We start from the raw sequence: 11,853 nt of genomic DNA, 5'->3' as shown, positions 1-11,853 counted from the left end.
GTGGGGGGCGTGTCCCCCCCCCCCCCCCCCCCCCCCCCCCGCCTCCGGCCCTCGCTGGAACGCGCCCCGCCCGCGAGCATCCCGACGATGACGAAGCCCAGGCCCCGTCGAGGGACAACGTCGGAGCGCCTTCGACGACCTGCCGCGGGAGCCGAATCGGGAGCCGGAAGTGGGCGGCTATGTGGCGGCACCACCTGGTCGTCGATCGGATCGAGAGGAAACCGCCCGCACACCCATGAACCCCCGGGCGGGCCGCTGCTGTGAGGGGCGCGGCCCGTCCGGGTGCACAACGGCGCGGAGACCGACTCTCCGTACACCATCGAGGATCGGAGGATCCTGATGAAGAAAGACCCTAGCGCGATCGACCTGTACGGCCTGCCGGTCGAGGGGGTGCAGCTGAGCAACTTCTGCGGCGGCAACCTCGGCAGCGAGACCCAGCAGTGCGTCGAGGTCGGCGCGATCCCGGGCGTCGAGGGCGCGTATGTCCTCGGCGACAGCAAGAACCCGGGCGCCGGGCAGCTCCGCTTCACCGAGGGCGAGCTGGACGACTTCGCCCTCGGCTACATCGCCAAGCGTGGCCTGACCGCCTGACCACTCGGCCTACGGCACCATCACAGCAGGAAGCGGGCCGCCTCGCCCCCACCGGGGGCGGCCCGCCTGCCAGCGGGAGGCACAGATGATCCACTGGAGCGGACACTGGCATGGGTTCGGGCCCTGGGTCGGCGCTCGGGACGAGTTCAACAAGGAGTACCTGCGGCGACCAGGCGCGAACCTCACCGACGCGCACATCAGGGAGCACCTGTTCCGCGAGATGGCACCTGGCGCCTTCCGTCAATGGCTCTTGACCCAGAGCGGAGCCAACGAGCACACCAGGACGTTCCTCGCGAACGACATGAGCCCGGTGCAGCTCGGCCACTCGCTGCTGAAATTGACGAAGGTGTCCGCCGATCGAACGTGGACCGATATCGATGACGCCCTCAGCTGGCTCGCCAAGACCTGGACCGACAACTCGCCTGGCGGCGACATCCTGCCGCTGGAAAAGACGATCGAGTACAACCGAGAAGCGCTCCTGCTCGGCAGCGACGTCAGCGCCGGCTACTACACCCCCGGCTTCAGCTACGTCGACTTCACGATCATCTGCTGCCCGAACCGCTTCTTCCCGAACATTCCCTGCCCCTTGCCACCCCCAACGCCATGAGAAGGGAGGGAGCGTGTCGCTCAAGCTGCTGCTCCCCAAGGCCGGCGTCAAAGACCTGATGACCACCTGGCCGGACGAGGTCCGCGTCTACGCCGGCGTGCCGGCTGAATTGGACCGCGTCGTCAGCACCGAGGATCTGTACGACTGGATCGACACCGGCTGCGTGCCCGCCGCCGAGGTCGCGGTCGTGAAGTCGCCGAGCCCGTCGATCAATCCGCTCTCGTTCAGCGCCAACGGCCGGACCATGCCCGGCCGGCTGCGCTATTTGCTCAACAACGGCTACACCATCCGCTTCGGCCACATGGAACGCATCACCGCGAAGATCCATCGACTGGCAAAGGCCGTGCAGCAGGAGACGGGCTACAGCACCTTCGTTCACGCGTTCGTGACTCCGGCGGGTGAGCAGGGTCTGCGGCACCACTGGGACCAGCAGATGACGCTCGCCATCCAACTGGCCGGCGAGAAGCGATGGAACCTGTGGAAGCCGCTCTTCCCCGCCCCAATGCGCGACTATCACGACTCGTCCCTGACCTGGCAGGAGAAGTGGCGCGAGGACTGGACCGCGGCCGGCCCGGACGTCACCATCGACCTCAAGGTCGGCCAGGTCCTGGTCCTGCCCCGAGGGTGGGTGCACGACCCGCACAACATCGGCGACACCGAGGACAGCGTGCATCTGACCATCGCCATCGGCGAGCGCACCCCGTACTGGGCGGCTGAAGAGATGATCAGGGATGCGATCCACGATCAGTCTCTGCGGCGGATCATCGCGCCTGCGGAAATGACCGGACCCGGGTTGCATGACGTCGTCGAGGACACACGCAGCAAGCTGATCGCGTACCTGCAAACCTTGGACACGGAGGCGTTCACCAGTCACCTGCGGCACCTGGGCTACACCACGCTGGAGTACAACCACTGATCGAAGCCGCAGCGACACGCCCGTGCCCTCGGAGAATCGTCTCCAGGGGCACGGGCGTGTCCAGTCGTTGAACTGGCTGTTGCTCACCGGTGGCTCGGCCCGCGGCCCCTCGTGCGGCCTGTGGCAGGCAATCACATCTACCGAAGGGTGCGGCGCGCTCCGCCGTGTCTCCAGCCGGGCAGGCTGGAGGAGGCTACAGCTGCCCGGCGCGGCTATCCGCCGGCTCCACCCGTCGAACGCGCTCATCTGGCCGTAGCCGCCGCAGACGCAGGTGAGCCCGTCGGAACCGAATCGTTGGTACCTCTCGAGTTGCAATCGTTCCAGGCGGGACGACCACTTCTCTCTGTGCGCCCACCGGCCGTGCACATGTCGATCTCGAAGCTGCTGTTGCTGGTCGGGTACTTGCCAAGCTTTCTCCGCGTGGCGCGGCGGCTGACGCCTCGCTGCGGCGTAATCTGCCAGTGGCAGAAAGCCTTAGGCCGATCAGAAGTTGCAGGATGCAACTCCATGTGGCCTACGCGATGAGGAGGGCACTCGATGGTGAACGCAGGGGTTGACATGACGACGGACCAGATGTCCGGCGCACCTCGACTGCCTGAGAAGAGTCTTCCGGTGACCGCGCTCGGACGTCTGATGCCGACCGCTTGGTGGCTGGGCTCGATGACCGCCCAGAGGGAGCCGCTGCGCCGCGCGGTCTGCGCGGCGGTCGGGTTGACGGCCGGGGCTTGCCTTGACGACGTGCACGCCGCTGGGCTCGCTGGCGTAGCGCTGGTCGTCTCGGTGCTCATGGTTGGGCCTAGGTCGGTCGTGCTGCTTCTTCCGCCAACCGCCGTCCCACAACGATGGAACCGGCTGTCAGGCGGGGGAGATGCCTCGCCGGCTTCCACCGGCCCGCGGATGAACGGGGCGCGGGTGCCGGGCCCTCGACATGCTTGGGGTGGTGGGGAGAGTGGTCAGTGAGGTGCGTCGAAGTCGAGTATCCGTCGACCATCTTTGGAGTCGGCCGCGACTGCCTGGGCGTAGAGGTTCGCGAATGAGACCTTATAGGCGTCCACCATGTCGGCGTCCTCGACGAGGGCCACGTCGTCAGGCTGGTTGTCGAGGTACACCACGTCTGGATCCTGTTCGGAGTCGAACTCGTGCAGAGAGAAGGGACCCACGAAGCCAGGATCTGCCGCGCTGTCGCGCTTTAGGACGACAAGATCTAGACGTGAAAGAAGATCCTGAATCTTCAGGAACTGTTCCCGCATGACTTCCTTGCTGCCGACGTGCTTGAGTGCGCGCTCGTCCAGCACGATCCGCACCAATGAATCACGGCCGGAGGCAAAAACTCGCGCCTGCCGCGCCATACGCAGCCTCACCCTCGCCTGGGCGGCTTGGCCATCCGAGCGGTAGTGCGGACGGGCGCTGACTACTAGTCGGGCGTACTCCTCAGTCTGCAGCAGTCCGGGAATCAAGAACGGATGGTATTGACTGATTCGCGAGGCGTCGTCCTCGTAGCCAAGAAAGTCCATGTAGGAGGGCGAAGCGTAATCCCGGTACTCGGCAGCCCAGTGCCGTCGACGTGCTAGGCGGGCCAGGTCGATCATTCGACCAAGGTTGCCAGGGTCGCTCACACCGTAGAACGACAACAACGCCCTCAGGTCGTTGACCGAGATGCTCACCGTGCCGCTCTCGATCCGAATGACCTTCGACAGCGACCACTCCATGGCGTGGCGAACGTCCTCAAGGGAGTAGCCCCGCTCACTTCTGAGCTGGCGCAACGCCAGGCGAAGGCGACGACGATGTGTTGTGGGTCCCTGTCCTTCTACCGTCACGATCACGCCTTCCCGCCAATAATTGCAACGGGCAAATTGAAGGGAGAAGTTTGCCGCTGGCATCTTGCTTTTGCCCATTCGATTGAAGCCGAAGGTAGTAAGCTAGCAGACCGGCGCACTCGGCCAAGGGCTGGGTAATGCAGCCGGACATTTGTAGCCGAACGTCCCAGGCCCCTGCTATCTTGCTTACATAGCGCGAGCGCCGGTGCAACGCAAAGTAAAGGCCACGGTGGGCGGGCGCACTGCTTTGTGCCCCGCCTCAATACGGGCGGCGTTGCCCAGATCATCCAAAATTTGCAATCGCCCATGAAGCAACCCCTGCCACGATTGTCGCTCATCGGAGGTAAAGAAATGGAATCCGCACCCAAGCCGATCTGGACCCGGCGCAGTTCACGATGCGACAACGACCACTGCGTTACCGTGTCGCACCACAACCAAGGCGTGGACGTCTTCGACTCGATCTCACCCGGAACCGTCCTGTCCTTTCCTGAATCGTCATGGCGCCGCTTCCTCCTCAGCCTCGAAACCCGCGAAACACGAACAGCCAGCGGAGAGCGGCAAGCCTGATCACCTGCAATGCGACCCACAAGTCCGCACTCCGACACGTGACTGTCGGTTACCTGACACACGGAGCAGGGCGCCGAGGTTGGTGCCCTGCTTAGCTCCGTCCCGCCACCCCCGTGACGGCTAGCTCATGCTGGCTCACCAGCCGCGTCTTGAGCAAAGTCCCGTTGACTAGAGCCTACGAAGACGCCAAGCGATTGCCTTGTCACGACACGGCTTAGGCGGATGTGGACACCTGCCCTGGTGCCTCAAACTTCGTGGCGATCCGTCATGCCGTCGGCCGAACGAGCAATCGTGAATGAACTGTGACAGATCACAAGCATAGCGCTAACGTCAATTGTTAGTCAGGGACGGCGACCTGCCGCTGCGCTGTGGCTTGGTCTATTCAAACGCCGAATCCGCCCTCTATCAATGCCACGAATCTTTTCCGATTCCAGTGGAATAAGCGCCCCGCAGTGGCTCGCTGGCAGGCACCAGCGTCGAGCTACGGCAGTCGTATCTCGTAGGTGACCGGTTCGGCGTGTCCAAGGGCTTGGGGCCCGTCGAGTTCGACGAGGTTAGGTCCGTCCACAACGATGAGTCGCCAGTCCGGCTCTGCCGCAGCAGCGACTTCGGCGCGTCTAAGGACGATCTGGCCGGCCGGACGGGTGACGACCTGAAGAACTTGCGCGCCCTGCCAGCACGTCAGGTGCGAGCCGCCTGTAGCCGAAGGTCCGACCTCCCAGCCCTCATGCCGGTAACGGTCAGCGACGATGGCGCGAGTTTGTGCAATCGGTCCGTAAGCGGCGGTGACGTGGGGATCAAGGTGTCGCCCAATCGTCCTCAACTGATCGGCCGTCACCCGCTGTGGGTTGGCGGCTCTCGGATTCTTGATGACCTCCAGGCTGCGCAGCCGTGGATCTTCAGCGAGGACGGTCCGCGAAACGGCAGCAGGAAACAGCGTGATGTCTACCGGCAGCCAGTGCATGGAGGTGCTTTTGGGGGGCACTATCAGCCAGTACTCGTCATGATCTCCATGGGCCTGAGGTGGACCCGTGACGACCCCGGCGCCCCAGAGACCCGGTGTCGAGACAGCCCCGGTCGATCCGGTGACCCAGAACAGCACCGGCTGGCCTGCCGCAAACTGGTCGCGGTAGCGGCCGACTGTCCAGCTGCGAATGGTGAGGTTGCCGTCACGGATGAACTTGTGTAGGTCCCACATGGCGGGGTTGCACCTGAGCAGCCACGCGCCGAGCTCGAAGGCGGCAGTTGAGGTCATCAGACGTCCTGGAAGTGGGGCCGAGGTCCGTAGCGCAGTTCAAATGACCGAGGTGCGCCGCCAAACATTCGGTAGATCGCGATCGTGGTGCGACCGGGACGTTCAAGCTGTCGGGTGGTCTGCCAGTCGAACATCAACCACTCGTCTAGGTAGTGCGGCAGGCTGAACCGGAGGGTGTAGGCCAAATCGCCGTTGTCAGCAGAGTTGCTGCTGTCAACTGGCCGGATGATCCATCCGGTCGCGGTGGTGTCCTCGGCGTCGCGAACGATGTCGATCCGATGATCGCGTCGCCGGGCGGCGTGCCGCAGGAACCCGCCGATGTCTCCGGTGAGCGCGAGCATGAACGGCGCAGGCGGGAAAGCGAGCAGGATCTCGTCGCCGAAGCTGGCCTCCAGTTCTGACCGGAGCCGTCGGATCGCATCAAGCTGCGTTTGCTGCCCAGGTATCACCCGCAGGCAGCTGCGCAACCGCTGTGCCGAGGACGTGGCGGACGAGTTGGCGGAATCGCCCGACCGTGCATGGTGGCGAGCAGGACGACGGCCGGATTTCCGCTGCTCTGGGCTTCGTTGACGCCGAAAGCCTCGCCCCTTGGACGCGGGCCGCAGCCGCGAGCCTGCTCCTCGATCCCATACAGCCCAGCCGTGAGGACGACGGCAAACTTCTACGTCAACGGCTGGCATCGCAGCCAGGCTGTCCGCTCCGCCTGAAAAGTTCAGCCGGCGTTGACATCTTGCAGCGCCAATGCATTACCGTGCATTACCCGGACGCCAGCCGACCGTCTGCGGATCAGGAGAAGATCGTCTCGTGCTTTTTGTCGTGGTCGCGGTTGGGCATGCCATCCCCGAGGGCGGTGTTGGCTCTGCGGCGTTCTTGCTGCACGACAACTGGGATGATTGGTTCCGCTTCGAGACGCTGTACCAGCTGGTGGTGCGTGGTGAAGCTGGCGAGCTGACCGAAGTGGGCCAGGTCAAGATCGGCCAGTTTGGTATGGGGCACGACCAGGCATCGCCGGCGCTGCCTGACTCCTTCGACCAGCTTGACGACAGGTTCTTTTCGGTGGGTCAGGACGGTGCCTACTACGAGCAGCTGAATCGGCTCGGGGAGCACGTCCGGTCCGAGGTCCTGACTGCTTTGCACGACTTGGCGGCCGACGAGGATCTATATCCCCGGGCGCTGGCGGAAGAAGTCACGACCGTCTCGCTGCTGCGCGCGGTGACCCATACGAGTGTCGTGGGACAGTTTCGGCGCCAGGCCCGCGGCGGCCTGCATCTGACCCGGTTCCGGTTCGCCTACCGCACGCCGCCGCCTGCACATCTTCCGGATCTGGGTGCCGTACTGGAGTTTGACGTGGTCCCCGAGTCGGAGCCGCCGACGAATATTCACGTTCTCATCGGATCGAACGGTGTCGGCAAGACCCACCTGCTACACCATCTGAGCCATGTCGTCGCAGGTGAGTTGGCGCCGGTCGCTGATGGCGAGCCGGGCATCTTCACCTTCGATGCCGACGGTGATCGAGCGGACAACTTTACGAACGCGATATCGGTGAGTTTCAGCGCCTTCGACAGGTTTGAGCCGATCGGTGGAAGTAATCCCCGCTACGCCTACATCGGTCTCAAACGGGTGCGACGAGACAAGAAGAGCGAGAAACCGCTTCCACCAAAGGACCACCGGACGCTGGCCGGCGAGTTCGGCAGAAGTGTTCAGGAGTGCCGTCAGCCCGCGCGGCGGGAACGGTGGCAACGCGCGTTGCAGTTGCTGGCCGGTGACCCGATCTTCGCGGATGCAGGGGTGATCGAGCTCGCTGATCTGGTGACGAGCGACGACGTGGGCGATACAGCACGTGATCTTTTTCGTGACCTGAGCTCCGGTCACAAGATCGTGTTGCTGACGATGACACGTCTGGTCGAGACCGTCGAAGAGCGTTCGTTGGTTCTTCTCGACGAGCCGGAAGCGCACTTGCATCCGCCGTTGTTGGCGGCGTTCGTTCGTGCACTGTCGGATCTGCTGATCAATCGCAACGGGGTGGCCATCATCGCGACTCACTCGCCGGTGGTGTTGCAGGAAGTGCCGCGGGTGTGTGCGTGGAAGCTGCGGCGAGCCGGTGACGTGCTGGTCGCTGAGCGGCCCGAGATCGAAACCTTCGGGGAGAACGTCGGGGTGCTGACCAGGGAGGTTTTCGGTCTGGAAGTCACCCGGTCGGGTTTCCACAAGGTGCTGCGGGATGCGGTCGCGCAGGGCGAGTCGTACGGGGTGATCCTCGAGCGGTTCGACGGCCGGCTCGGCGGGGAGGCCCGAGCTCTGGTCCGCGGGCTGATCGCCGTCCGGGAGTCCGGCGGGGTCCTGTGATGTGGAGCCTTCCGAAACCCCGACACACCGCTCAGGAAACTTATGAGGCCGCCATCAGCCGGATGCGCGACAAGGACTTGCACGCCGTGTACCGCTCGGCGACGGGCACGGTCACCGCTGCCGCTGCGAACTACGCGGCCGCAGCCGAGCAGGGCCTGGCACACGCACTGCTCGGAGAGGACTTCGAGGCGGGCGCCGTCACCCGCAAACAGATGATCACGCTGTACGACGACCGGATGGCTCACCCGAAGGGACCTGCCCGGCACATTTATGACGCGATCCGGGCCAGAGCGCCGTACGACCGCTGCCCGTCGTGCGGGCACCGGGACGCGCGGACCCTGGATCATGTGCTGCCGAAGACGAAGTTCCCGGCGCTGGCCGTGACGCCACTCAACCTGGTGCCGGCCTGTCACGAGTGCAACAAGAGAAAAGGCAACCAGATCGCCGCATCGGCGGAGACGGCCGCGGTACATCCGTACTACGACAGGTTCGATACCGACCGGTGGCTGCACGCGGCCGTGGAGCCGGACCGGCCGCCGGCCATACGGTTTTTCGTCGAGGCGCCGCAGCACTGGGCAGCAGCCGACCAGGCCCGTGCCCGGCATCACTTCGACGGGTTCGGGCTCGGCGTGCTGTACGCGGCGCAGGCCGCCCAGGAACTGGCAAATCTGGAGTACCGTCTCGGCCGGCTCGCCGCCGCCGGCGGAGTCGACGGGGTGCGCGACTTTTTGCAGGAGAACGCCGACAGCTGCCGACATGCGCGCCTGAACAGCTGGCAGACGGCTATGTATGTCGCGTTGAGCGAGTCGGACTGGTTCTGCGACGGTGGATTCAACCTTGGCTGAATTCACCGTCCGGCCGCTAAGGAGATCGTGCGGCCGGGGTAGCGCGCGGTCCGCCGTCTACGGATCGAAGCCGAGGTCGTCTTATTCGTCGGCCTCACCCGCCGCGTCCGCATCCTCGGGGGCCTGCGGGCCGTCCTCGTCCTCGTCGTCGGCTTCGTCGTCTTCGGTGGGCAGGGCGTAGCGGGTGGTGAGTGTGGCCAGGTGCAGGATGAGCGGGACGCCGAGCGCCGAGGTGTAGTCGTCGGAACAGGACCGCTGTTGGTGCAGGAAGGCCGCCCAGAGCAGGCTGGTCTCGTCGTCGGGTTTGGCGATGACTATGAACTGCACCAGTTCCGGGTTCCAGGTCGCAGAGCCGGGGTTGAAGTGATCTCGTTCTTTCACCTCTTGCTCGTCTGATGCGTTTGGCCTGGGTTCGGTTTTGGTGTGGTGCGGGGTCAGCTTGGCCAGCTCGACACCGATCTTGTTGTGGGTGACCGGCTTCTCGACCGTGCTGTAAAAGACGCGGGTGTTCTCGAGGTCGAGGTGCTGGGCGTCGTACCAGAGCCCAGCGGAGATGCCGGTGCTGTCTGGCTGGGCTGCCCACACCTGCGGTGTTTCCATGCGGTCGCTCCCGCTGATCCGGACCAGCCGCATACGTTCGCCGAACGTCGCGACAGGCTGGCTCACCCCGTCGGCGAACTGAATGCGTTCGGGCTCGAGGTAAGTGTTCTGTAGCGAGGGCAGCCGGTTGCGGATGTTCTGGGCGTCGACGACGACCAGGGTCTCGTCGGGGCGCAGCGCGCTGAGCGTGCTACGTACGAAGGCGGCGACGGCAACCGTCTGCTCCTGTTCGGTCCGGGGCATGTCCGGATCCTGGTAACTGGCGAGATATTTGAGGAGCTGCGGGTACGGCACCCAGCCCGTCATACCTTTGGCGCGGCCCATCACGCAGGGGTTGCCGGGGCGGATCAGCACGGCGACGGGGATGAACAGTTTGCGGGTGTTGGTGTCGTCCTTGCGGCGTTTGACGATCCAGAACGCGATCTGGTTGAGGCCATCGGGGATGTCGAGGCCGCGGGCTTCGGGCACGAACCGCATGCCGACCTGCCGGAACAGATCCAGCCAGGCGGCTTCGGCCCGGTGCCCGACGGTGGCGTCCTCGGCGTCCTTCTCAGGGCTGATGAACTGGCTGACCGCGCCGGCGTCGGCGCAGCCCAGACGGATGGCGAACTTCGGATCGGTGGTGCGTCGCCAGAACGCCTCACGCCCATCCAGGACGACCAGCGCCGCATCTGCCGCGCCACTCTGCTCACGTCCCCAGTCGGTCAGAGCAGCCGCGACTCCGCTGCGCCGGGCCGTGACGGCGGCGTCGTGCTGGGCACCTTTGCGGGGCGTGTCGCCGCCGCCGAGCGGGCCACCCAGGTCTGACAACACACGGGCGCGGACCGTGAGGGTGAAACCATCGACGTTCCACGTCCACGTGTCCGCGTCGGCAGCGGTGCGAGGCGGCAAGTCGAGTAGTTCTTCGACCGTGTCGAGAAGCAGGTTCCGCATGGTCCGAGACGGCTGATCGAGCAGGGCCACGGTCAACCCTTGCACGCCGGTAACCTCGGCGAGCCGCTGTCGGCGCAGCCGGGCGTTGGCCGCGGTCTCGGCCCGACGGGCGACGCGTGCCTGTGCGACCTTCGCCTCGTAGTCGGCTTCCGGCAACTTGGTGCTGTTGCTGCGCGGGATGCTCGTCAGCTTGGTGAAGGTGTTGCCGGCCCGCTTGATGCCCGGCACCTTGTGCAGCGGGTCCGCCAGTTCGAAATGAGGCGCGACGATGCCCTCGACCCAGGCCAGCAGCCGTCGCCGTTCGGCCGGCATGATCCCGGTGCCGACCTCGTGAGATCCCCGCATGGTGGTGTGATACACGACCGCCGCGGTGACTCCGTCACGTTCGGGGAGCCACAGGTCGGACTGCCGGCCGAGTTCCGCGGCGTCGGGCAGCTCCGCGATAATGTTGAGGCGCGACAGCATCTGCTCTGGACCGGAGTTGACCCAGCTCAGCGCGTCGATCTTGGGATTCCATTGGACGCGGGCGACCGCGAACTTGTCAGGCACGCTGGCGCCAGCCGCGAACGGGTTGGCCGATAACAGGTAGACAGAGGCCGCGTTGCGGCCTTTTGGCCGTACCGCGTTCGTGGTCCAGCGGCGCACACCAACGTTGACGTGCAGGCGAGGTCGCGGGTCGAACGGGACGGTTCGCAGGGCGATGCGCAGGTAGGAGCTGTAGAGCCAGGAACTAGGGTTCTTGCCTTTGGTCTGATAGGTCAAGGGTGGCCAGGACACCAGTTCGGCGCCGTCGGCCGACGGGTTGGCCGCGACCTGCCGGAACCGCAGCTGCCCGCCCTCGTGGCTGTAGGGGAGCCGGGCGGAGTGCTGCGCGATCTGCCACGCGATAGCGTCGGGCAGCAGCGTATAAAGCCGCGCCTTGGGTACGGCGGTGCCGCCGTCCGAGGTGGTGCATTCGAGCAGGTCGACCTTTTCTGGCCGCCACTCAAGTTCGGCAGCATCGAGCGCTTTGATCGTGGGCACCACGAGCGGCTTGGCGATGTCCTTGCGGGCCAGGTCGTAGAGCCAGGCGTTGAGCAAGGCGCGCAGCACCGGCGGTGGGCAGGCCCTCTTGGCGTACAGCCACGGGTCGCCGTCGCGGACGCTGGTATAGGTGGCCGCCGAGATCAGGTCGGGCGTGGCGACGCGCAGCAGAGCGTTAAGTCGGCGGATCGGGATCCGCCGGGTTGGGGACAACGTGCGGTCCGGGTAGTTCGCCGCGTGCAGGCTAGCGATGCGCTCACGCCATTCGTCCGGAAAGGCCAGTGTCTGGAACGTGGTGGTCATCGGCAGGCGTGGAAGCAGCACAGCGGGTTGCTGACGGTCGTAGACCATGT

At 65.2% G+C, this 11,853-nt stretch carries 10 protein-coding genes; 6 read left to right on the top strand and 4 right to left on the bottom strand.

Features of this window, described 5'->3' with window-relative positions; all coding sequences use genetic code 11:
- Positions 1-339 precede the first annotated feature (339 nt).
- The 3 genes from AC3EN4_RS29060 to AC3EN4_RS29050 all read left to right on the top strand — a co-directional run bounded on the left by AC3EN4_RS29060 (position 340) and on the right by AC3EN4_RS29050 (position 2,114).
- Positions 340-591, top strand: a complete 252-nt coding sequence (locus AC3EN4_RS29060) for a DUF397 domain-containing protein (RefSeq protein ID WP_435209441.1) — start codon at positions 340-342, stop codon at positions 589-591.
- A gap of 85 nt (positions 592-676) precedes the next feature.
- A complete protein-coding gene (locus AC3EN4_RS29055) occupies positions 677-1,198 on the top strand; it encodes a hypothetical protein (protein ID WP_435209439.1) in 522 nt (173 codons plus the stop codon).
- A gap of 13 nt (positions 1,199-1,211) precedes the next feature.
- On the top strand, positions 1,212-2,114 hold the full coding sequence (locus tag AC3EN4_RS29050) for a JmjC domain-containing protein (protein ID WP_435209437.1): 903 nt from the start codon (positions 1,212-1,214) through the stop codon (positions 2,112-2,114).
- A gap of 953 nt (positions 2,115-3,067) precedes the next feature.
- On the opposite strand, the gene AC3EN4_RS29045 is transcribed toward AC3EN4_RS29050, so the two are convergent.
- On the bottom strand, positions 3,068-4,009 hold the full coding sequence (locus AC3EN4_RS29045; RefSeq protein ID WP_435209435.1) for a helix-turn-helix domain-containing protein: 942 nt from the start codon (positions 4,007-4,009) through the stop codon (positions 3,068-3,070).
- 228 nt (positions 4,010-4,237) lie between these two features.
- Here AC3EN4_RS29045 and AC3EN4_RS29040 point away from each other — a divergent pair, with 228 nt between their 5' ends.
- Positions 4,238-4,498, top strand: coding sequence for a DUF397 domain-containing protein (locus AC3EN4_RS29040; RefSeq protein WP_435209434.1), 261 nt, complete (start codon positions 4,238-4,240; stop codon positions 4,496-4,498).
- A gap of 481 nt (positions 4,499-4,979) precedes the next feature.
- Here AC3EN4_RS29040 and AC3EN4_RS29035 read toward each other — a convergent pair whose 3' ends face one another.
- Positions 4,980-5,753: a hypothetical protein gene (locus AC3EN4_RS29035; protein WP_435209433.1), complete on the bottom strand. Its 774-nt coding sequence runs from the start codon at positions 5,751-5,753 to the stop codon at positions 4,980-4,982.
- Positions 5,753-6,202, bottom strand: a complete 450-nt coding sequence (locus AC3EN4_RS29030; protein WP_435209432.1) for a hypothetical protein — start codon at positions 6,200-6,202, stop codon at positions 5,753-5,755. The genes AC3EN4_RS29035 and AC3EN4_RS29030 overlap by 1 nt, the downstream gene beginning before the upstream one ends.
- A 355-nt stretch (positions 6,203-6,557) precedes the next feature.
- Here AC3EN4_RS29030 and AC3EN4_RS29025 point away from each other — a divergent pair, with 355 nt between their 5' ends.
- The gene (locus AC3EN4_RS29025) at positions 6,558-8,099 is read left to right on the top strand and encodes an AAA family ATPase (RefSeq protein WP_435209430.1); all 1,542 of its coding nucleotides are present in this window, start codon (positions 6,558-6,560) and stop codon (positions 8,097-8,099) included.
- A 62-nt stretch (positions 8,100-8,161) separates the two neighbouring features.
- Positions 8,162-8,944, top strand: coding sequence for an HNH endonuclease (locus AC3EN4_RS29020; protein ID WP_435209429.1), 783 nt, complete (start codon positions 8,162-8,164; stop codon positions 8,942-8,944).
- Between the two features lie 81 nt (positions 8,945-9,025).
- Here AC3EN4_RS29020 and AC3EN4_RS29015 read toward each other — a convergent pair whose 3' ends face one another.
- Complete coding sequence (locus AC3EN4_RS29015; RefSeq protein WP_435209428.1) at positions 9,026-11,851, bottom strand: pPIWI_RE module domain-containing protein; 2,826 nt, start codon at positions 11,849-11,851, stop codon at positions 9,026-9,028.
- Positions 11,852-11,853: the final 2 nt, after the last annotated feature.

It is taken from the genome of Micromonospora sp. bgisy143 (genome assembly GCF_057708145.1).
Note: the sequence above shows the minus strand (reverse complement) of the source record. Positions and strands in the feature narration are given on the sequence as shown.

Excerpts from the sequence above, each read along its gene's own strand:
- AC3EN4_RS29060 (WP_435209441.1), top strand. The coding sequence starts at position 340 with ATGAAGAAAGACCCTAGCGCGATCGACCTGTACGGCCTGCCGGTCGAG.
- AC3EN4_RS29055 (WP_435209439.1), top strand. The coding sequence starts at position 677 with ATGATCCACTGGAGCGGACACTGGCATGGGTTCGGGCCCTGGGTCGGC.
- AC3EN4_RS29045 (WP_435209435.1), bottom strand. The coding sequence starts at position 4,009 with ATGGGCAAAAGCAAGATGCCAGCGGCAAACTTCTCCCTTCAATTTGCC.
- AC3EN4_RS29040 (WP_435209434.1), top strand. The coding sequence starts at position 4,238 with ATGAAGCAACCCCTGCCACGATTGTCGCTCATCGGAGGTAAAGAAATG.
- AC3EN4_RS29035 (WP_435209433.1), bottom strand. The coding sequence starts at position 5,753 with ATGACCTCAACTGCCGCCTTCGAGCTCGGCGCGTGGCTGCTCAGGTGC.
- AC3EN4_RS29020 (WP_435209429.1), top strand. The coding sequence starts at position 8,162 with ATGCGCGACAAGGACTTGCACGCCGTGTACCGCTCGGCGACGGGCACG.
- AC3EN4_RS29015 (WP_435209428.1), bottom strand. The coding sequence starts at position 11,851 with ATGGTCTACGACCGTCAGCAACCCGCTGTGCTGCTTCCACGCCTGCCG.